The following is a 21,113-nucleotide window of genomic DNA, read 5'->3' as shown; positions in this document are numbered from 1 at the left end:
CTTCCCCAACGACCTATCCCCCTGCAGGAGATGTGCACGGTCATGAACCGTGCTGCGGCCATCATGCCGCACGTGGCTACGCCACGGCTACAGCTGTTCGCGCATGGCGCGCATCGCCTTCTTCCTGACCGACCGCTCGAGGCGGTCCAAGTAGAGCAAACCGTCGAGGTGATCCACCTCGTGCTGCAGGCAGCGCGCCATGAGCTCGGTCCCCTCGACGGAGACCTCCTTGCCGTCGAGGTCGGTGCCGACCACGCGGGCGTACCAGGCACGCTTCGTCGGGTACCAGAGGCCGGGGACCGACAGGCAGCCCTCGTCGCCGTCCTGGTAGTCGTCCGGCGAGAGCTCGACGATGACCGGGTTCAGCACGTAGCCGATCTCGTCCTCGATGTTCCAGGAGAAGGCCCGCAGGCTGACCCCGATCTGGTTCGCCGACAGGCCGGCCCGGCCCTCGTGGTCGACAGATTCGAGGAGATCCTCGACCAAGGACCGGACCCGCGCGTCGATTTCAGTGATCGGTTCGCACGGGGTGCGCAGGACCGGGTCACCGATCGTGCGGATTTCTCTCATCGCCATGCCCTAATCCTCCCATGAGGAGCATCGCTCCTGTGGCACGGGTGAACGGGGGTGTGTCGACGTGCACCATCGGCGCGATGATCCCGGAGGCATCGTCGACGAGTCACTTCGCGGATCTCACGTAGCGCCGGTTCGCGGCGCCAACGCGGCGTGGACGTCAGACCGTCGGGTTCCGCTGCTCCGGCACGCCACCGAGGAGCTGACGAACCTCGTCCTCGTGGAACCGGCGGTGGCCACCGAGGGTGCGGATGGCGGAGATCTTGCCGGCCTTCGCCCAACGCGTGACGGTCTTCGGGTCGACCCGGAACATCGAGGCAACCTCAGACGGCGTCAGGAGAGCGCCGGTGGGGTGCTGCTCGGGGGCACCGAAGGCACGCGGGTTGGGAGGGGTGTTCATGGTCTTGCTCCTGTCGTTCGGTAGCTCGGCTGGCCCATGGGCCCCGTGGCTTTGCGTCCCCGCCTCTCGACGGGTTTGCGGTTTCGCTGACAAGGGGAATCATTGCACCGAAAAGGACAAAAGCGCAAGTTCCGCACCGGCGCGTCGCGCGCCCCTCCTCGCACGCCCCACCGCGCCGCACGTCTCCCGAGCGACGACCCGGCGCCTGGCCATGCCCGGGAAGCACCAGTGATACCGATGACCTGGACTTGACGTTTCGCCATGCGCGAGTGGCGCACGTCACCTAGAGTCTGGATCAACGTCCAAGCGCGAGCAGGACGGGTGGGCGCGGGTCCACTGCACAAGACCGGGCACCTCACCCTGTGCGGGTGAGGTGCCCGATCTCTGTTCGGCGGACACGCGATCTCGATCGCGGTGCGGCTGCGGCCGCGGCCGCGATCACCGCTGCGGTGTCGGTTGCTGCGGCTGCGGTTGCTGCCGCGGTTGCTGCGGCTGCTGCGGCTGCTGCCGCTGAGTGAGCGCGACCCGACGGGCCTGCGCGAGCCGAGCGCTCGCAGCGAGCTGCCCGCCCCGGAGCGCCCCGGCCGCCATGCCCTCGATCCGCCGGCTCCGCTCACGATCGGGAACCTCCCACACCGCGCGCCGCAGGTCGCGTTCCTTGACCTCGATCAGCGCGTCGATCCCGGCGAAGTGTCGGACCCGCGCGTTACCGCGTCCCGCACCCACCACGGGTTGCGGTGCAGCCGTGACGGGCGTGCCAGGCGGCATCCGACCCGAGGATCGCAGGCCGCCCGACGAGATCGGCTCAGCCGAGAAACTCGCCGGGAAACCGACTGCCCCCAACGGCGGTGCCGAGCCCTTCTTTCTGGCCTGCCAGGGCACTCGTGGAGTCGACCCGGACGAGGTCGACCCACGCTCGGGAATCGGTCCCGACCTCTTCCACGCGGTAGATGAAATTGGCCAGGCCGCCGAGTCGTTCCAGCGCCACCATGACGGCCTCGACGGCATCGTTCGGATCGAACGCGTCCGCAAGCATGTCCAGATGGACGAGGTATCGCTGATCTTGCTGAGTACTCATGAAAACTCCTCGAAAACGTCGTGCTCACGAATGGGCGCGTGGCCGAACCCGCGGCGCGACAGCGCGGAACCACGCGTGAGGTGATGTCTTGGTGCCACGAGCGCGCGTCATGGGAAATGGACACCAGGGACTCGACGCTTCGATGGGGCACCCGACCGGCTGACGAAGCGATCTTCTCGCCGTGGCCAAATGAGTACAGCCAGCCAGCTCTTCGTCGTCACGCCTTGGAAAAGTGCTCGCGCTCGCCAATTCGAAAACCAGCGGCGCGGCCAACTCTCTCTTCCCGAAGTCGGTAATCTCAGGATACACCCGCTATGTCCTGATTTTGCCAAGTCAGATGGCTTCCCTGGCTTTTGGCTAACCAGCCACCAGCGTGATGGTGAGCGTCGAGGTGTAGCTCCCCTGGGCCGTGTTGCTCGGGATTGCGAGGTCGAGAACTGCTCCGAGGGTCGTCGTGCCCCGTCCACTGGAGGTCGTCCCACCCAGCACCTGGCCCACGCTGAGGCCGCTGCTCGCCATGTCGTTCAGGAAGGACGGCACGGCGGAGCCGGCCCGCGCGGCGAGTAGCCCGCCGGTTTCGGCGACGACCTGATGTATCTCGGGGGTCCAACCCAGGTACTTGGCATCGACGATCCCCGTCCCTCCGGTGAACGCTTGCGCCTGGGCGTGGACCTGCCAACTGGTGATCAGGTCGTCGGTGCGGGTGTCGACAACCGTGATCGTCGGCACTGCCGCGCTCGCGGTGACGCGGGTGTTGCCCGGGTCTCGTTGACCCGTAAGCGAGATGCCTGCGTCCGTCGGTACGGCGAGGACGAGGCCGGCCGGCGTTACCGGCGCGGACGGCACTCCGAGGGTCATCCGGATGCCACCCCCCGTATCAATGCCGGTGCCGTCCTGACCGGCGGATAGGCAAGGGCCGAACCCGGCTGCGTCACAGGTTGCAGGCATGGGCGCAATGTCAGCCAGATGGTTGGCATTGAGGTCACCGGCAACGAAGGTCGGGTTGTTGCACTTGGTCGCGTCGCGGTTCTGGATGTCGACGTTCGCGTCAGCGGTCTTGAGCTTGCCGAGCTGCTCGAACCCGGCCTGCACGAGGTTCAAAGGCAACGGCGAGTAGCCGTAGTCCATGGCCTTGGCCTGGCCCTCGCACAGGCCATAGAACATCAGGTCAAGCAACGACTGCCGCTTGAGCGTCGTCATCCGAGAGTCCTGGCCCGCGCCGGAACCCGACGGCCCGGTGGGCAGGATCAGGTATGAGTAGGACGACAACGGATACGCGCGCGGGTCGGGGTTGGTGTAGACGTCGTCAAGGATCGCCGTCATGTATCCGGGCGACGTAGCGTCGTCGTCATCGATCTTCGCCTTGGTCAGAGCGACGGCGACGTTCAGGGCCGAGGGCTCGACGAAGTAGCCGGCAGCGTTGAGCAGCTTGACCACCGGGTAGTCCTTGTTCAGCGCGTAGGAGTACTCGACGTACCCGATCGTGCCGTTGCCCGCGCTTGACGAGATCGTGTTCATCAGCTGGTCGGAACCGGCCGCCGAGAGCATCCTGGCTCCGCTCTTGGTCGGGTAGTAGGTGGACTGGCCTGCCTTGCCGAAGTAGGGCTGCCAGATCGCCGGGAACTGGCTGTTCAGCCACCCGGTGAGCTGAGCGGTCGTCCCTGACGGGTCCGCACGGACGACGGGGACGATGGGCAGGTTCGGGAAGAGGCGACCGTTGTTGTCTGCCGCGATGGCTGGGTCGGACCAGTTGACGATCTGGTTGGTGAAGACCTTCGCGATCGTCGCACCGGAGAGGCGTACGTCTCGCATCAGCTTGCCGCCGACCTCGACGTGGTAGCTGAAGGCTGTCCCGCCCGCCACGATCGGCACATAGGCGTACGGCCGGCCCAGTGAGGTGTCTGGCGCGCCGAACTCGTCAGTCCCCTGGTAGGGGATCTCGGTGATCGCGAAGTCGTCCTGGTAGTGGGCGAAGTTCTTCCGTCCGAGCGACGAGCCACCACCGCTGTAGACGACCTGGATCCCGTTCGCGCTGACATCGGCGACCCACTGGTTGACGATGACCCGGCTCCAGGTCGACCCGTCCCCCTCGATCAGGACGTAGTCGGCGGAGGCCGGGGCGGTCACGCCGCCAAGCAGCGCGACCAGGGCGCCCACGGCCACCAATGCCAATCGGCGTGCGCGACCCTGGGCATGGTCTGGGACTGCCGGAGAACTCATCTCGTACTCCTGATGGGCGAGCGACGCATAGCGGGCCGGCACTCAACCCACGTTCTCCGGGCGAGCGACCACGGTCAGCATCGTGTCGTCCATGTGGGTCCCCTGACCGTCCAGGAGGAGAACAAGGGACGGCACGCATGACGGCCCGCGCGGAGCCTGCCACCCCGCGGACCCGCGCCCCTGTCACCCAAGAGTCACTTCTCACGCGGATGCACGTTGGTGGGGCAGGTGGGGCTTGAACCCACGACCGACGGATTATGAGTCCGCTGCTCTGACCGGCTGAGCTACTGCCCCTAGTGATGCTGAGCGTACCCTGGCACAGCCGCTGACCTGCGCGAACGCTGTCTGACCTGCGCACCTGCGGCAATCACCGGCCCGACCGAAATCGGTGCCCGGGCTCGCGCGGCGGTTGCCCCATCGACGGGCCCCCAGGTCAGCGAGCCCGCAAACGGGGGTCGCCCCCGGTGATGGTCCGGGTGACGACCCCCAGCGAGCCGCGCGCATCCTGCTCCGAGGCGGCGAACCTCGGCCTTCAAGGCGCACGTGCGCGGAACCGGGCCGCGCGGGCCGCGCTCAGTAGGTGAAGGCGGCGACCCGCTCACGCAGGTCGGCCGACAGTCGCGCGAGCTCGTCGACCGATCCACCCATCTGGCCGAGGACCTCGCTGGAGCTGGCGGCGCCGGTGGCGACGCCGGTGATGTTGGCCGCGATCTCCCCTGAGCCCAGCGCGGCCTCGGTGACCGACCGGGACATCTCGTTGGTGGTCGCCGTCTGCTCCTCGACCGCACTGGCGATCGTGAGCTGGTAGTCGTTGATCGAGGCGATGATCGCGCTGATCTCATCCATCGCGGTGACCGCACCGGCCGTGTCGACCTGGATCGCCTCGACCCGCCGCGTGATCTCCTCGGTCGCCCGCGCAGTCTCCCGCGCCAGCTCCTTGACCTCACCGGCCACCACCGCGAACCCCTTGCCCGCCTCACCCGCACGGGCCGCCTCGATCGTGGCGTTCAGCGCGAGCAGGTTCGTCTGCTCCGCGATCGACGTGATCGTCTTGACCACGTTGCCGATCTCCTGGCTGCTCAGCCCGAGCTTGGCCACGGTGTCGTTCGTCTCGGCCACCACGCCGGTCGCCCGGCTCGCCACCTTCGCGGCCTCGTTCGCGTTCTGCGCGATCTCCCGGATCGAGGCGCCCATCTCTTCGGCACCCGCCGCGACCGTCTGCACGTTCCGGCTGACCTCCTCCGCCGCAGCCGCGACCACGCCGGCCTGCGCGCTCGTCTCGTCGGAGCCCGCCGAGACCTGCGTGTTCGCGGCCGAGAGCTCCTCCGCGGCCGCCGCCACCGTGGCCGCGGTCTCCCCGACCCCCGTCAGGGTCGCCCGCAACGACGTCTGCGCCGTCGTCAGCGCGGCGGCCATCATCCCGATCTCGTCCCGGCCGCGCACGTCGGCAGGGACCGTGAGGTCACCGTGGGCCATCGCCTCCAGCGAGACCCGCACCCGCTCGGCGCCGCGCCGGATCGTGCCGGCCATGACGAAGGCCAGGGTCAGCACCACGACGAGCGCCACACTGAGCGAGATGCTCAGCAGCTTCACCGACCGGTCAGACGTCGCGGCCGCCTCGGCTGCGAGCCCATCGGACAGTTCGGTGAGCGCGACGTCCAGCTCGTCGAGGTCCCCCGCGAAGACGCTGCTCAGCGGCACGCTCACGCTGTCCAGCAGATCCTGGTAGTCCCCTGTGGTCTGGTTGCTCATCGCTGCCGGGGTGAGCTGGGCGTCGCGGACCTTCAGCCAGGCGTCGTAGTCGACGACGAACGCCTGCCAGCTGGGCCAGTCGGCAGCCTCGGTCGCGTTGAACTCTTCGAGCTTCTCCTGCATGCCGGCGTCGTTGTCGACCTGCTTCTGCAGCCAGGTCGCCTTGGCCTCGTCCGACTGCATGGCCGCGAGGTTCGCGATCGTCATTCGGGCAGCCATCTGCTTGATGTGGATCTGGCTGCGCAGGAAGACCGGACCGCTCTGGATCGAGGCCATGTGCGCCGTCGTGCTGGCGATCGACCGCATCGAGGTGACCGCGAGCACCCCGGTACCCACCGCGACGACGGCGAGCAGCCCGACCACCGCAAGGATCTTCGTCCGCACGGACCGGTTGGTGATCCACCCCGTGACGGCGGGCGCTGGGGTGGCGGACCTCGGGTCAGTGCTCATCGGCAGAACCTTCCTCAACACGGGGTGGCGAAAACTGGACCGTGCCTCCCATCGGCAGCCGAGTGATTGGTAATACCTGTCTCGGATGTGATGCCGATCACCCCTGGGCGGCTGTGGGCGGCCGGACGGCGGCGCACTACCGTGGGGGAATGCCTTCGTTCACCCGACGCCACGCCCTGCCGCCCGACGTCCGGTCCCACCTGGAACTTCGCCGCGGCGACCGCGTCATCGCCGCCGCCGAGATCACCGGCGGGTGGGTCGTCGCCTCGCGGCTGGCCCTGTACGTCGCCCCGGCGGGGCTACCGGTGCAGCGGCGCCCCTGGGCCGACGTCGACCGGGCCAGCCTCGACCCGGAGACCGAGACCATCACGGTCGGCTGGATCGACGGCACCTCGCAGGACCTGCACCTGCTGGACAACCGCCGTCCGGCCTTTCCCCGGGCGCTGCGCGAACGGGTCCAGTCCTCGGTGGTGCACGCGGAGACCGTCGTCGTGCCCGGGGGCACCCAGGTGCGGGTGGCGCTGCGCCGCGACGAGGACGGGGAGCTCTTCTCGCAGGTGATCGGGCAGGGGCGGGTCAACCTCGCCGACCCCGCCGTCGCGGCCGTGGTCGACGCCGCCGAGGCGCGCGTGCGGGGAGCGGCAGGACTACCCCTGTAGGGCTGTTAGAGTTTGTCTCCGCGATCCCTCGTAGCTCAATTGGCAGAGCATCCGACTGTTAATCGGACGGTTATTGGTTCGAGTCCAATCGAGGGAGCCACGGACAGGGCCTCTCACCTGCGCACAGCGCAACGTGAGAGGCCCTTCGCACGTCTATCGACCAACGGTTGTGCGCCCCGCGTGACGGTCGCCGCCGCGTGCCTGTCGTCTCCGAACGGGGCCACCTGGTGCGGGGTCGGGGCGGAGGGTCAGCCCTCGGCGCGCAGGGCCCGACGGCGCCCCTCGCTCGCGATGAGCGCGGCGAACGCGGCCTGGTAGGCCTCCGGCTCCCGATCCGGGTCCATCCGTTGGAGCCGGCCACGAGCGTCGGCGATCTCGCGGGTCAGCCCGAGGTCGATGAGCGCCCCGACGACACCGCGGACGTAGGTCTGGATCGATTCCGGCCGGTCCTCCGGCAGCGGCGTGACCGCGAGCTCGGTCACGAGCGACCGGACGGGCGCCGCGGCCTCCTCGCTGACCTTCTCGACCCACGCACCGGCACCACCCTGTCCCTCGACGAGCCCGCGGGCCACCGCCATGCCGCCGGCGGCGCGGATCGCCTCGTGGACGGCACGGAAGGCCGGGACCGCGTACGCGTCCGAGCTCAGGGCGTCGAACTCGGGAGGCACGAGGTGCGCCTGCTGCAGGGCCACCTCCAGCGTCTGCGCCTCGAGCCGGGCGACCGGGTCGCGGCGGTCGGGCCCGGACGAGGCCTGACCGCGCGCTTGCGCGCCGGGCGCGTCCCCCGACGGCGGTCGCCCGTGCGCGCCCACGTCGTCGCCGCCCTGGCCGGAGTGCCTGCGGGTGCCCGACGACGAGGCGCCGCCGGCGGCTGTCCCGGACGTCTGCCGGCCGGCCGCGGCGACGGCGCGCAGCACGGTCTCGGAGTCCATCCCGATCCACCCCGCGAGCATGCGGGCGTACTCGGGACGCATGCCGGCGTCCCGGATCCCGGCGACGACCGGCGCAGCGGCGCGCAGCGCCCCCACCCGTCCCTCGACGGTGTTGAGGTTGAACGTGGTGAGCGTGGTGCGGATGACGAACTCGTACAGCGGGGTGCGTCCGGCCACCAGCGCGCGCACGGCGTCGGGGCCGCGCGCCTGGCGCAGCTCGCACGGGTCCATGCCGGACGGCTCGACGGCGACGAACGTCTGCGCCGAGAAGCTCTGGTCCTCGCCGAAGGCGCGCATGGCGGCCTTCTGACCGGCGGCGTCGCCGTCGAAGGTGAAGATGATCTCCCCGCCCACGCTCGTGCCGGAGGACAGCTGGATCCCGCCGACCCCGGAGGCGTCCCCGATCAGCCGCCGCACGATCCGGGCATGGTCGGAGCCGAACGCCGTGCCGCAGGTCGCGACCGCGGTCGGGACGCCGGACAGGTGGGCGGCCATGACGTCGGTGTACCCCTCGACCACGACGACCTGGTGGGACTTGGCGATCTCGCGCTTGGCCAGGTCCAGCCCGTAGAGCACCTGGGACTTCTTGTAGAGCGCGGTCTCCGGGGTGTTGAGGTACTTCGGGCCCTGGTCCTCCTCGAACAGCTTGCGCGCACCGAATCCGATCGTGTCGCCGGTGACCTCCCGGATGGGCCACACCAGTCGGCCGCGGAACCGGTCGTAGATCCCGCGGTTGCCCTGACTCATCAGGCCCGTGGCGACGAGCTCGGGCTCGGTGAACCCGCGACCGCGCAGGTGGCGCAGCAGGGAGTCCCAGCCCTGCGGGGCGAAGCCCATGCCGAACTGCTCGGCGTGCGAACGCTCGAACCCGCGCTCGGCGAGAAAGGCCCGCCCGGCGGCCGCCGCCGGCGTCGCGAGCCGCTCGGCGTAGAACTGGGCGGCGACGGAGTGGGCCTCCAGCAAACGCCGTCGGCTCCCGGTCTCGATGCCGGAGCGCGACCCGCCGCCCTCCTCGTACCGGAGCTGGATCCCGACCCGGCCCGCGAGGTACTCGACCGCCTCGGTGAACGTGAGTCCGTCGATCTTCTGCACGAACGAGATGACGTCGCCGCCCTCGCCGCACCCGAAGCAGTGCCACCGCCCGACCTGCGGCCGCACGTGGAAGGACGGCGAGCGCTCGTCGTGGAACGGGCACAGGCCCTTCATCGAGCCGACGCCGCCCGACTTGAGGGTGACGTGCGCACCGACGATGTCCTCGATGTGGGCGCGCTCGCGGACCGTCTCCACGTCTTCCCGAAGGATCAGTCCAGCCACGGCGCGAGTCTAGGCGGCGGCGAGGACACCTCGGACGGTTCCCGCGGGAACGTCGCGGGTCAGCGGTGCGGCGGCGGCACCAGGCGCGCGTGCCACTCCGCGGCGCTGACGTCCGTGAGCGAGGCGACCTGGTCGACGACGACGCGCAGCCGGGCGCCGTCGTCGGCCGCGTCGGCCCAGTCGGCCGCGAACGGCGGCTCGAGCGCGATCGGCGCCCGGTCGGTGATCACGCGGACGAGGTCGAGGAGCATCTCGCGCTGGCGCTGGTAGAGCGGCTCGAGCTCGCGGGGTGCCATCACGTACGTCACCGCCAGGCCCTTGAGCACGAGGATCTCGGCCAGGGTGTGGTGCGGCACGACGAGCGACGCCGCGTACCGGGTCAGCGGACCGTGCCCGTACCGCTCGCGGGTGGCCTCCTCGGCCGCGCCCGCGAACCGCCCGATCAGCTGGCTGGTGGCGTCCTTGAGCCCGGCCAACGCACCCCGGGAACCGTCGAACGCCGGGCCCCAGAGCTTCGTGGCCACGAGCCGGTCCATCGCCTCGCGCAGGCCGTCGGCGTCGACCGCATGGCCGTACCAGGCGTGCACCGCGGCGACGATCCGGACCCGCTCCTCCGCGCGCTCGAGGACGGCCAGGTCGAGCCGACCGCCCACGACGGCGTCCTCGACGTCGTGCACCGAGTAGGAGATGTCGTCCGCGAGGTCCATCACCTGCGCCTCGAGGCACAGCCGGCCGGCGGGAGCCCCGTCGCGCAACCACGCGAAGACCGCGGCGTCGTCGTCGTAGACCCCGAACTTCGGGGTCGCGGTGCCGTCCGCGCGCTGCGGCCCCTGCCCCGCGCGCCAGGGGTACTTGACGGAGGCGTCCAGGCTCGCGCGGGTGAGGTTGAGCCCGACGGCGCGCCCGTCCGGGGCGACGACCTTGGGCTCGAGACGAGTGAGCAGGCGGAGCGTCTGGGCGTTGCCCTCGAACCCGCCGATCGCGGCGCTGGCCTCCGCGAGCGCCCGCTCGCCGTTGTGCCCGAACGGTGGGTGACCGAGGTCGTGCGCGAGGCACGCGGTGTCCACGACGTCGGGGTCGCAGCCGAGCGACTTGCCGAGCTCGCGACCGACCTGCGCGACCTCGAGGGTGTGCGTCAGACGGGTGCGCACGAAGTCGTCGCTCGCGGGCCCGAGCACCTGGGTCTTCGCCCCGAGCCGGCGCAGCGCGGAGGAGTGCACGATCCGGGCCCGGTCACGTTCGAACGCGGTGCGGGACCGGGACTTGGGCTCCTCGAGGACCCACCGGGCGCGGTCGGCGCGCGAATACCCGAGCTCGACCGGCACCGCCGCGCGCGTGCTCGACTCGGCGTCCTGCAGCAGGACCTCTCGCGGCAACGGGCTCTCGATCGGCACGTTCGCCACCTTAACCACCCCTCACCCGCCCGACGTTCGTCGAGTGCGGGAAATCAGCTGTTGACCAGCGCCCGCGAGCAGCAGAAACACCGCACTCGCCGTCAGGCTCGGGCGTTGATGGCGGCGCGGACCCACGACACCATGCGGGTGGGGAACCGGATGACGTCGTCGGCCGTGAGGGTGATGATCCGCCAGCCGAGCGCCTGCAGCGCCTCGCGCCGGGCGATGTCCCGACGCCAGGTTCGGGCATCGGTCCGGTGGACGTCCCCGTCGTACTCGATGGCGATCCTGAGCTCCGGGTAGCTCAGGTCCGGCAACGCGACGAACCGGCCCCACGCGTCGAGCACGGGCGTGTTGACCTCGGGGCACGGCAGGCCCGCGTGCACCAGGACCAGGCGCGCGCGGGACTCCATCGAGGAGTCGGTCCCGGAGCGCAGGAGCGGGAGCGCGAGCCTGGCGGTGCGCACACCGCGCGCACCCGAGGACGCTGCCGCCGCATCCTCGAGCGCACCCCACGTCGTCGGTGGGAGCTTGCGGCGGAGCATCGCGTCCCCGAGGACCACGAGCTCCCCCAGGTCGAGGGCGGCGGCCAGGTGCAGCCACGTCTGCGCGGGACTGGTCACCGCGAGACCGCAGATCGGCGAACGGGCCGGGTCGATCCGGCCGGAGACGTGCGCCCGGATCTGCGGTCGCTGAGGACGACCGGAGCGGGTGGGCACCACGACGTGCAGGAGGTTGTCGCGCTCGAGGCTCCACGGCACCTCGATCTCCCGGAGCCGGAGCGCGGTGACGTGGCTGAACACGGCGCCGTCGGGCAGCACCTGGAGGGCGGCCCGGCACCGGGCGACCACGTCGTCGGGCCCGGTGGTCTGCTCACGGACGCCCCAGAACGGGCTGGTCAGCGTCGCCCGGCGCAGCTCGCCGGCGCTCACGCCGAGCCCGAGCGCCGCTCGGACCGTGAAGGGGCCGCCAGCGATGACGGGCGGGAGCGGGCGGGCAGTCGGCATGCGCCCAGGCTCACCGCCGGCACCCCGACCCGCGCACGCCCAGCCCCCAACCTGGGGACCCACGCGCCACGACCCCGCCCTGAGGTCGGCCGCCCCCCCCCCCCCCCCCCCACCACCTCCGTACCCAGCGGGCGTCGCGAGAGCCGAGCCCAGGCGGCGAGTGCGGTGTCGGGTAGAAGCGGCGAGTGTGGGCGATCTGCTGCCCGAAGGCTCCCGCCAGGGACCGTTCGCCCGCACTCGGCGAGTTTGGGTGTCGGGTAGAAGCGGCGAGTGCGGGCGATCTGCTGCCTGAACCTCCCGGCCAGGGACCGTTCGCGCGCACTCGGCGAGTTTGGGTGGGGAGGGTGGGGAGGGTGGGGAGGGTGGGGAGGGTGGGGAGGGTGGGGTCAGGCTAGGCGCCAGACTTGCACGCTTGGGCCGTCGCCCGGCAGGTGGAGGCCGTCCGGGCCGACGGCGAGGGTGCCTCCGCCGTAGAGGTTCTCCGGGCTGGCGCCGGGCGCGAGCAGATGCCGCGGCAGGCGGGTACCGGCCCAGCTCGACCGGGCGATCAGCACGAGCACGCGCTCGTCGGCGGTCTCGCGCAGGTACGCAAACGCGTCGTCGGCCACCACGGCCCAGCGCAGGCCGCCCTCGCGGAGCGCGCGCGAGCCCCGGCGCAGCGCGATCAGCGCCTGGTAGACCGCGAACGTGCGCGCGTCCCAGCGATCGGGACGGTCCCAGGGCATCGAGCCACGGCCGCGTTCGCCGTTGGTGCCGGTCAGGCCGATCTCGTCGCCCGCGAAGATCGTCGGGGTGCCGGGGTAGGTGAACAGCAGCCCGGCGGCGACCTCGACCAGCGCGGGGTCGCCCGTGATGGTCCGCACCCGCGGGGTGTCGTGCGAGCCGAGCAGGTTCCACTGGTTCGCCGTCACGGCCCACGGGATGGCCGAGTCGAACTCGCGCATCGTCTCGACGACGCTCACGCCACCCCGGCGCGGGATCGTGATCGGCAGGCTGAGGAAGCCGAGCGTCGTGGCGGGGTCGACCAGCCAGGTCCACAGCGGTCGGGTGAACGCCGAGTAGTTCATGTTCGCGTGCCAGCCGTCGCCGGACAGGTCCAGGCCCGCGTCGTGGAAGTGCTCGCTGACCAGGACCGCGTCGGGGTTGAGGTCGGTCATCGTGCGCCGGATCGTGCGCGCGACGGCGTGCGTGGCGTCGTCGACGGCGTGCCGCCCGGTCATGTTGGCGACGTCGATCCGCCAGCCGTCCAGCGAGTAGGGCGGCTGCAGCCAGTGCCCGATGACCGACTCCGGGCCGTCGATCATGCGGGAGGCGAGGGCCGGGGCGCGGTAGTCGAGCTTGGGCAGGGACGCGTGCTCGAGCCAGCTGACGTACCCGGGGTCGGCGTCGGACCACAGGTAGAGGCTGGCCTCCTCACAGGTGGCGTCGGCCTGGGCGCGCCGGAACCACTCGTGCCCGGCGCCGGTGTGGTTCGTGGTGAGGTCGCCGATCAGGTGCATGCCGCGGACCGCGAGCGCGCGGCGCAGGGAGACCAGCGCCGCGTCCCCGCCGAGCAGCGGGTCGACGTGGTCGAACGAGCTCGCGTCGTAGCGGTGGTTGGAGCGCCCTTCGAAGAACGGGGTGAGGTAGACGGTCCCGACGCCGAGCCGCTCGAGGTGGTCCAGATGCGCCTCGATCCCGCCGAGGTCGCCGCCGAAGAACTGCCGCGGCGTGCTCGGGCCGGAACCGATCGCGGCGTCGTCCCACCGGGCGGGCTCGGCCCAGTCGGGGACGGGCCGGACCGCACCGGACCGTGCGAACCGGTCGGGGAAGATCTGGTAGACGACCGTCTCGCGGAGCCACTCCGGTGCCGGCGGGTGCACGGTCAGGCGGAAGTCCGCGGCGTCCGGCACCTCGCGTGCGAAGGTCCCGCGACCGTTCAGCCAGCGGTACCCGCCCGGCTCGTCGAGCAGCGCGCGGTACTGCGTGACCGGGTTGTGCACGGGCACCTGCGCGACGTACCAGCGCTCGTCGTCGTCCACCGCGTCGAGCGTGGCCTCGACCATGCGCGGCTCGCCGTCGCGCAGCGTGCGCACCCACACGCCCCGCTCGGTCCCGGCCGCCGGGACCCGGAACCGCACGGGCACCACGTCCCCGAGGGCGGGCGTGCCCGCGGGGACGTAGAGCTCCGAGCCGTCGTGGTGCGCCGACCCGAGCAGGTGAGGCGGCGGGGCGTCAGCGCCCGCCGGCGGGGTGGGCGCGCTCAACCCTTGACCGAACCCGCGGTCAGACCCCCGACGATGTACTTCTGCAGGAACAGGAACAGGATCAGCACCGGGACGGCCGCGATGACCGCGCCGGCCGCGAACAGGCCCCAGTTGGCGTCGAGACGCTGGGAGACCCAGCCGTAGAGCCCGACGGCGAGCGTCCAGTTGCCCTCGGACTGCAGGATGATCCGCGCGATGATGAACTCCCCGAAGCTGGCGATGAACGAGAGCAGGCCGACGACGGCAAGGATAGGGGCGACCAGCCGCAAGATGATGGTCCAGTAGATCTGGGCGTGGGACGCGCCGTCGAGCTTCGCGGCCTCGTCCAGCTCCCGGGGCACGGTGTTAAAGAACCCGTACATGAGGAACGTGTTCACCCCGAGCGATCCGCCGAGGTACACGCAGATCAGGGCCAGCGTGCTGTTCAGCCCGAGGAGCGGCACCACGTTGCCCAGGCCCAGCAGCAGCAGGAAGATCGCCACGAAGGCCAGCATCTGCGGGAACATCTGGATGATGAGCAGCGCGGTCAGGCCACCGCGGCGTCCGGTGAACCGGAACCGGCTGAACGCGTAGGCCGCGGCGGCCCCCATCAGCACGGTGCCGATCGCGGTGACGATCGCGATGACCAGGGTGTTGCCCATCCAGGTCCAGAACAGCGTGTCGTTGAGCTCGGCGTAGTTCAGCCCGCTCACCTGGGCGAACAGCTGGTTCGACCCGGTCAGCGTGCCGTTCTCGCTGAGCGAGGCGGACAGGACGTAGACGATCGGGAAGCCGGCGTAGATCACGGCGAGGACGCCGACGACGTGCCGCCAGCCGATCTCGGTGAACCACCGCTTGCGGCTCAGGCGGTGCGGGGCGGCGGGAACGACGGACGGGCGAGGCACCTGCACGGTCTCGATTGCCATGTCAGTTGATCTCCTCGAGCTTGCGGGTCTGCCGGAACGCGATGGCCGAGATCGTCCCCACGATCACGAAGATGACGATCGACAGTGCGCTCGCCAACCCGTAGTCCTTGGCGGCGTTGCCGTCGACGCCGGAGATCGAATAGACCATCGAGATGAGGATGTCGGTGTGCCCGAGCGGTACCGACGCGTCGGCGAACCGCGGCCCACCGCCGGTCAGCATGTAGATCAGGGTGAAGTTGTTGAAGTTGAACGCGAACGACGAGATCAGCAGCGGCGCGGTCGCGATCAGCAGCAACGGCATCGTCACCGACTTCCAGGTCCGGATCCCGCCGGCGCCGTCGATCTTGGCGGCCTCGAGGACGTCGCCGGGGATCGACTGCAGCGCGCCGGTGCAGATCAGGAACATGTAGGGGAACCCCAGCCACAGGTTCACCCCGAGGACGGCGAGCTTGGCCAGCCACGGGTCGGTCAGCCATGGGATCTCGGCACCGCCGAGCAGGATCTGGTTGACGAACCCGAACTTGGTGTTCAGCATCCCCGACCACAGCAGCGCGGCCAGGAAGCCCGGGATCGCGTACGGCAGGATCATCAGGGTCCGGTAGATCTTGCGGCCCTTGACCCGCTCGTCGTTGAACACCATCGCCAGGAACAGCCCCAGCAGGAACGTGGTCACCACGGACAGTGCCGCGAACGCGACGGTCCACGCGAAGACTTTGAGGAACGGCGTCGAGTACCGCGGGTCGCCGAACGCCTTGACGAAGTTGTCGAAGCCGACCAGGACCCGCCAGCCCACGGCGAGCGTCGCGCCGTCGGCCGACTCGAACTGACCGTCGTCGTTCGGGGTGTACACCGTCCCGGTGAGCGCGTCCGTCATGGAGTCGGTGGTCTCGTCGTAGTGCATCGTCGAGATGAAGACGTAGCCGCTGCGCGCATCCTGCGTGCGGATCGAACCGTCCGCGGGATCGCTCGAGACCGGCACGCGCAGGTCGGTCACGTCGGACTGGCGCGCCAGGATCGCCTGGCGGCCGAGCACCTCGTAGCCGGGCACCGCCGTGACGACGTCGTCGTCGACCTCGGCCTCGTCGATGGTCTCGAGCGGCGCCTCGGCGCGCCCGACCCGGACGTCGCCGTCGGACGTGACGATCGCGAAGGCGAGCTCGTCGCCGTCGGCCAGGACCGTGAGCGGGTACGCGTCCGAGCCCTCGACGCGCCGCTCGTTCTGGATGAGCAGGGCCTCGATCGCGTCGGCCTTGGTCGAGTTGTGCCCGTCGCCGTAGTTCGTGAACGCGACGAAACCCGTGAAGAGGATGACGAAGATCTGGTAGACGAGCAGAAACGAGAGCCCCGGCAGGATGTACTTCATCGGCAGCGCGCGCTTGCTGAAGTACACGTAGTTCGCACCGACCAGCAGGCCGACCATCGACCAGAGGATCCCGAAGGACCCCTGCCCCCAGGCCGCCATGACGACGTAGACCCCGAGCGCGTCGATCATCGCCAGCAGCAGCAGCTTGACCACGAAGCCGCGCGAGAAGTTCGTGGCGTGACCGCCGTCGGCGTCCCGCAGCACGCGGCGTGCGGCCCGGCGGGACCTCGGGGTCTCGGGGGGAAGTGCGACCACAGGGTCGTGCATCTGCGGCAACAGGGGCGAACTCATCGGTACCTCCGTGCGCGGGTGGCGTCGTCGGGCCTCGCCGACGACGTCGTGGGGTGGCGCACGGTGGTGCGCAGCGGCTGGCGGCTCGCGAACGAGCCGGACTGACGCGCGAAGCGCGCAGCCGGTGACAGGTGTCCCGGCTGCGCGCCCCGCGGGTTCACGCGACGTGCGGTCGAGCTCAGGACGCGTCGAGCGCGCCCTGGATGTCCGCGACCATCTTGGTCCAGGCAGCCACGGGCTCCTGCGCCCCGGAGACGATGCCGGCCTCGGTCACGCCCCAGAAGGACCACACCGAACCCATCTCGGGGATGGACGGCATCGGGACGGCGTCGGCACCGACGGCACGGAAGCCGGCGGTGATCGGGTCGGCCGACGCGGTGTCAGCCGCGGCGATGAGGGCCGGCGGACGGTCGCCGGCCTCGTACAGCGCGAGCTGGGCGTCTTCGCTCGACATGAAGTTCACGAGGAAGTCGTTGGCCAGCAGGCCGTTCTCGCTCTTCGCGTTCACGTAGAAGCCGGCGACGCCGACGAACGGCTGGGCAGGCTGGCCACCAGCGCTGGGGATCGGGTCGATGGCGAGATCGAGACCCGGGAAGGAGTCGAGCATCCACGGTCCACCGACGATGTACGGCGACTCACCGGCCGCGAAGGCCGCGACGGCGATGTCGTAGGTGATGGCGGGGTCGAGGACCTTGGCCGCACCCTGGGCCGCGAGCCACTGCGAGAACGCGGTGCCCGGCTCGCCGCCGAGGGCGAGCTCGGGGGCGTACGAGCCGTCCTCGTTCTGGACGAACACCGGCGCCCCGAACGAGGTCTGCAGCGGGTACATCGTGTACGGGTCACCCTCGTCGCCCATCTGGACGAGGATCGGGTACGTCTTGCCGGCGGCCTTGCCCGTGGCGACGGCGTCGTCCCAGGTGGCGGGCGCCTGCGGCGCGAGGGCGGTGTTGCGGATCAGCGCGATGTTCTCGACCGCGTACGGGAGGCCGTAGACCTGCCCGTCCTGCGTGAACGCCTCGATGGAGACGGGCTCGAAGTCAGCCGCGATGTCGCCGAGCTCGATCGGGGCGACGACGCCGTTCGACGTCATCTCCCCGAGCCAGTCGTGCGCGCCGACGGTGATGTCGGGGCCTTCACCGGTCGGGACCTGGGCGAGGAAGTCGGCCCGGATGTCGTCGAAGTTCTTCAGGACGAGCTCGACGGTGGTGCCGGTCTCCTCCTCGAACGCGGTCGCGGCGGCCTCGACGGCCGGCTTCCGGGTCTCGTCGACCCAGATCGTGAGGCTGCCGCCATCGGCCGCCGCCTCGGTGGTCGGGTCGGCGGCGGGGGTGTCGGACGAGCTCGAGCAGGCCGCGAGGGCGAGCGCCGTTGCGAGCACGGCTACGAGACTGATGCTTCGTCGCATCGTGGGTTCTCCAAGCAATGGGTGTGTCGGCCGATGCGAGTGGAAGCCCCATCAACCCTGATGTCGCTGACGCTAATCTGCGGACGGGCCGCTTTGCAAGTTGTTGCGGTAAATTTCAGGTAACGTTTCAGCCTCACCCGATACGGTGGTTTCCGCCCTCAAGACGAGAAGGTCCGGTGTCCTCCACCCCTCCGCACGTGCGCACCCGACTGACTGACGTCGCCGACCAGGCGGGCGTGAGTACAGCCACGGTGTCGCGCGTCCTCAACGGCAAGCAGGGCGTCTCCTCGCAGACCCGCCAGGCGGTGCTCGCGGCGCTCGACATGCTCGGCTACGAGCGACCGGAGAAGCTGCGCACCCGCTCGGCCGGGCTCGTCGGGCTGATCGTCCCCGAGCTCACCAACCCGGTCTTTCCCACGTTCGCGCAGTACATCGAGTCGATGCTGTCGGTGCGCGGGTACACCCCGCTGCTGTGCACGCAGTCCCCCGGCGGCACGACCGAGGACGAGTACGTCGAGATGCTCCTGGAGCACGACGTCGACGGGATCGTCTTCGTCTCCGGCCTGCACGCGGACACCTCGGCCAGCCGCGAGCGCTACCACCGGCTGCGCAGCCGCGGGCTGCCGATCGTGCTGCTCAACGGGTTCGCCGAGGGCGTCGACGCCCCGGCCATCTCCTCGGACGACGGCGCCGCGATCGACCTCGCGGTCCGTCACCTGGTCGCGCTCGGGCACCGGAGCATCGGGCTCGCCATCGGCCCCGACCGGTTCGTGCCGGCTCAGCGCAAGGTCGTGAGCTTCGCGGAGAACCTGCGCAAGCATCTCGGCGTCCTGGACGCCGGCCAGCACATCGTCTCCACCCTGTTCACCGTCGAAGGCGGGCAGGCCGCGGCCGGCGAGCTCATCGCCTCCGGGCACACCGCGATCGTGTGCGGCTCGGACCTCATGGCGCTCGGGGCCATCCGCGCGGCCCGGGCCCGCGGCCTGCGGGTCCCGGAGGACATCTCCGTCGTCGGCTACGACGACTCCCCGCTGATGGCGTTCACCGATCCCCCGCTGACCACGGTGCGCCAACCGGCCCTCGCGATGGGCGAGGCCGCCGTCGCCACGCTCGTCGCGGAGATCAGCGGCACCCGGGGCCTGCGGACCGAGCTGCTGTTCCATCCCGAGCTCATCGTGCGCGGCTCGACCGGAGCCGCACCCGTCGTACCCTGAGTCCCCGCGCCTGCGCCGGTCGATCGGCCGCACGCGCTGCTCCCCGCCGGCTGCCTCGCCCCACCCCCGCGGCCGCACGACCCTCGTCCCCACCCCCGAGATTGGCTCCGCCGTGACCCCGCAGACGACCGCTCGCGCCCTGGCACCCACGACCACCCTCGTCCACGCCGCGCAGGCGCCCGGCGGCGAGTGGTGGCGCCACGCCGTGATCTACCAGGTCTACCCGCGGTCCTTCGCCGACGGCTCGGGTGACGGGATCGGCGACCTGCCCGGCATCACGGCCCGGCTCGACCACCTCGTGGCCCTCGGCGTCGACGCCCTCTGGCTGTCCCCGTTCTACCGCTCCCCCCAGGCCGACGCCGGCTACGACGTCGCCGACTACCGCGACGTGGACCCGATCTTCGGCACGCTCGCCGACTTCGACGCCCTGCTCGAGCGCGCCCACGGTGTCGGCCTGCGGGTCATCGTCGACCTCGTGCCGAACCACACCTCCGACGAGCACGACTGGTTCGTCGCGGCGCTCGCCTCGCCGCCCGGAAGCCCCGAACGCGCGCGCTACCTGTTCCGGCCGGGCACGGGCGCAGACGGCTCGCAGCCGCCGAACAACTGGAAGTCCATCTTCGGCGGGCGCGCCTGGACCCGGGTGCCCGACGGCGAGTGGTACCTGCACCTGTTCGACACGAAGCAGCCGGACCTCGACTGGGACAACCCGCAGGTCCGCTCCGAGTTCGAGGACGTGCTGCGGTTCTGGCTGGACAAGGGCGTCGACGGGTTCCGGATCGACGTCGCGCACGGCCTGGTCAAGGAGCCGGGCCTGCCCGACTGGGACGGTGACACGTCGATGATCGAGGGGGCCGACGGCGCTCCCGACGGCGCTGCCACTCCCGACGGCACCGTCGACCCGGACGACGTCTCCACCGGCGCCGGTGATCCCGGCCCGATGTTCGACCAGGAGGGCGTGCACGAGATCTACCGGGCATGGCACCGGGTGCTCGCCGAGTACGACGGTGACCGGGCGCTCGTCGCGGAGGCCTGGGTCGAGCCGCTCGCGCGGCTGGCGCGCTACGTGCGCCCCGACGAGATGCACCAGGCCTTCAACTTCTCGTTCCTCACCACCCGCTGGGCCGCCCCGGCCCTGCGCCGGGTGGTGACCGCGTCCCTCGAGGCGAGCGACGCCGTCGGCGCCCCCACCACCTGGGTGCTGTCCAACCACGACACCGTGCGGCACACCTCGCGGCTCGGCCTGACCGAGGCGAACGCCCGGCCCAACGGCATCGGCCACGGGGACGAGCAGCCGGACGAGGCGCTCGGCCTGCGCCGGGCCCGCGCCGCGTCGCTGCTGATGCTCGCGCTGCCGGGCTCCGCGTACCTCTACCAGGGCGAGGAGCTCGGCCTGCCTGAGCACACGGCGCTCGACGACGACCTGCGCCAGGACCCGGCGTGGTGGCGCTCCGGGCACAGCGAGCGCGGGCGCGACGGCTGCCGCGTGCCGCTGCCGTGGGCCGCCGGCGACCCCGGCTTCGGGTTCTCCCCGACCGGGACGACCTGGCTCCCCCAGCCCGCGTCGTGGTCCGGGTACGCGCTCGACGCCCAGCAGGGCGTGGCCGGCTCGACCTACGAGACCTACCGCACCGCGCTCGCGCTGCGGCGTCGGTTCGACCTCGGGGCCGGCTCGCTGGCCTGGGTAGATGCCCCCGGCGACGTCGCACCCGGGGCGGACGCCGCCGCCGTCCTGGCGCTGGTCAACTCCGGTGTCCTGGTGCTGGCCAACCTCGGCAGCGCGCCGGTGACCCTGCCCGCGGACGCGACCGTGCTGATCGCCAGCGCGCCGTTGGAGACGTCGTCGGGCATCACCACCCTGCCGACCGACACGACGGTCTGGCTCCAGCCGGCCCGCTGACCCCGACGCC

General features: G+C 70.9%; 16 protein-coding genes, 2 tRNA genes and 1 riboswitch. Of the genes, 4 read left to right on the top strand and 14 right to left on the bottom strand.

What is annotated here, in order from left to right; genetic code table 11:
• Positions 1–87: 87 nt before the first annotated feature.
• The 7 genes from def to EUA98_RS02500 all read right to left on the bottom strand — a co-directional run bounded on the left by def (position 88) and on the right by EUA98_RS02500 (position 6,473).
• A complete protein-coding gene (gene def, locus EUA98_RS02525) occupies positions 88–576 on the bottom strand; it encodes a peptide deformylase (RefSeq protein WP_130101087.1) in 489 nt (162 codons plus the stop codon).
• A gap of 157 nt (positions 577–733) precedes the next feature.
• On the bottom strand, positions 734–973 hold the full coding sequence (locus EUA98_RS02520) for a BldC family transcriptional regulator (protein WP_130101086.1): 240 nt from the start codon (positions 971–973) through the stop codon (positions 734–736).
• A 16-nt stretch (positions 974–989) separates the two neighbouring features.
• Positions 990–1,063, bottom strand: a riboswitch (cyclic di-GMP riboswitch).
• A 348-nt stretch (positions 1,064–1,411) separates the two neighbouring features.
• A complete protein-coding gene (locus EUA98_RS19655) occupies positions 1,412–1,741 on the bottom strand; it encodes a hypothetical protein (RefSeq protein WP_165372691.1) in 330 nt (109 codons plus the stop codon).
• Positions 1,742–1,778: 37 nt separating this feature from the next.
• Complete coding sequence (locus EUA98_RS02515; RefSeq protein ID WP_130101085.1) at positions 1,779–2,051, bottom strand: hypothetical protein; 273 nt, start codon at positions 2,049–2,051, stop codon at positions 1,779–1,781.
• Between the two features lie 357 nt (positions 2,052–2,408).
• The gene (locus EUA98_RS02510) at positions 2,409–4,271 is read right to left on the bottom strand and encodes a substrate-binding domain-containing protein (RefSeq protein ID WP_130101084.1); all 1,863 of its coding nucleotides are present in this window, start codon (positions 4,269–4,271) and stop codon (positions 2,409–2,411) included.
• Positions 4,272–4,488: 217 nt separating this feature from the next.
• Positions 4,489–4,565, bottom strand: a tRNA-Ile gene (locus EUA98_RS02505).
• 279 nt (positions 4,566–4,844) lie between these two features.
• Positions 4,845–6,473 (bottom strand): methyl-accepting chemotaxis protein, encoded by a 1,629-nt coding sequence (locus EUA98_RS02500; RefSeq protein ID WP_130101083.1) that lies wholly within the window; start codon positions 6,471–6,473, stop codon positions 4,845–4,847.
• Positions 6,474–6,622: 149 nt separating this feature from the next.
• Here EUA98_RS02500 and EUA98_RS02495 point away from each other — a divergent pair, with 149 nt between their 5' ends.
• Both EUA98_RS02495 and EUA98_RS02490 read left to right on the top strand, forming a co-directional pair.
• Positions 6,623–7,132 carry a hypothetical protein gene (locus tag EUA98_RS02495; protein WP_130101082.1) on the top strand — a complete coding sequence of 170 codons (510 nt, stop codon included), beginning with the start codon at positions 6,623–6,625 and terminating at the stop codon, positions 7,130–7,132.
• A 24-nt stretch (positions 7,133–7,156) separates the two neighbouring features.
• Positions 7,157–7,232: transfer RNA gene (locus tag EUA98_RS02490), tRNA-Asn, on the top strand.
• A gap of 148 nt (positions 7,233–7,380) precedes the next feature.
• Here the strand turns inward: EUA98_RS02490 and dnaG are convergent.
• The 7 genes from dnaG to EUA98_RS02450 all read right to left on the bottom strand — a co-directional run bounded on the left by dnaG (position 7,381) and on the right by EUA98_RS02450 (position 17,989).
• The gene (gene dnaG, locus EUA98_RS02485; RefSeq protein ID WP_130101081.1) at positions 7,381–9,378 is read right to left on the bottom strand and encodes a DNA primase; all 1,998 of its coding nucleotides are present in this window, start codon (positions 9,376–9,378) and stop codon (positions 7,381–7,383) included.
• Positions 9,379–9,437: 59 nt separating this feature from the next.
• A complete protein-coding gene (locus EUA98_RS02480; RefSeq protein WP_434063469.1) occupies positions 9,438–10,736 on the bottom strand; it encodes a deoxyguanosinetriphosphate triphosphohydrolase in 1,299 nt (432 codons plus the stop codon).
• A gap of 137 nt (positions 10,737–10,873) precedes the next feature.
• Complete coding sequence (locus tag EUA98_RS02475) at positions 10,874–11,779, bottom strand: endonuclease domain-containing protein (RefSeq protein WP_130101080.1); 906 nt, start codon at positions 11,777–11,779, stop codon at positions 10,874–10,876.
• A 386-nt stretch (positions 11,780–12,165) separates the two neighbouring features.
• Positions 12,166–14,025, bottom strand: a complete 1,860-nt coding sequence (locus EUA98_RS02465; RefSeq protein ID WP_130101078.1) for a glycoside hydrolase family 13 protein — start codon at positions 14,023–14,025, stop codon at positions 12,166–12,168.
• On the bottom strand, positions 14,022–14,930 hold the full coding sequence (locus EUA98_RS02460) for a sugar ABC transporter permease (protein WP_130101077.1): 909 nt from the start codon (positions 14,928–14,930) through the stop codon (positions 14,022–14,024). The genes EUA98_RS02465 and EUA98_RS02460 overlap by 4 nt, the downstream gene beginning before the upstream one ends.
• 1 nt (position 14,931) lies before the next feature.
• On the bottom strand, positions 14,932–16,584 hold the full coding sequence (locus EUA98_RS02455; protein WP_242511228.1) for an ABC transporter permease subunit: 1,653 nt from the start codon (positions 16,582–16,584) through the stop codon (positions 14,932–14,934).
• 178 nt (positions 16,585–16,762) lie between these two features.
• A complete protein-coding gene (locus EUA98_RS02450) occupies positions 16,763–17,989 on the bottom strand; it encodes a sugar ABC transporter substrate-binding protein (protein ID WP_130101076.1) in 1,227 nt (408 codons plus the stop codon).
• 176 nt (positions 17,990–18,165) lie between these two features.
• Here EUA98_RS02450 and EUA98_RS02445 point away from each other — a divergent pair, with 176 nt between their 5' ends.
• Positions 18,166–19,203: a LacI family DNA-binding transcriptional regulator gene (locus tag EUA98_RS02445; RefSeq protein ID WP_130101075.1), complete on the top strand. Its 1,038-nt coding sequence runs from the start codon at positions 18,166–18,168 to the stop codon at positions 19,201–19,203.
• A gap of 112 nt (positions 19,204–19,315) precedes the next feature.
• The gene (locus tag EUA98_RS02440) at positions 19,316–21,103 is read left to right on the top strand and encodes a glycoside hydrolase family 13 protein (protein ID WP_434063468.1); all 1,788 of its coding nucleotides are present in this window, start codon (positions 19,316–19,318) and stop codon (positions 21,101–21,103) included.
• Positions 21,104–21,113: the final 10 nt, after the last annotated feature.

The organism is Pengzhenrongella frigida, from assembly GCF_004168625.1.
GTDB classification, from domain to species: domain Bacteria; phylum Actinomycetota; class Actinomycetes; order Actinomycetales; family Cellulomonadaceae; genus Pengzhenrongella; species Pengzhenrongella frigida.
The sequence above is the reverse complement of the archived record's forward strand: the minus strand, read 5'-3'. Positions and strand labels throughout refer to the sequence as shown.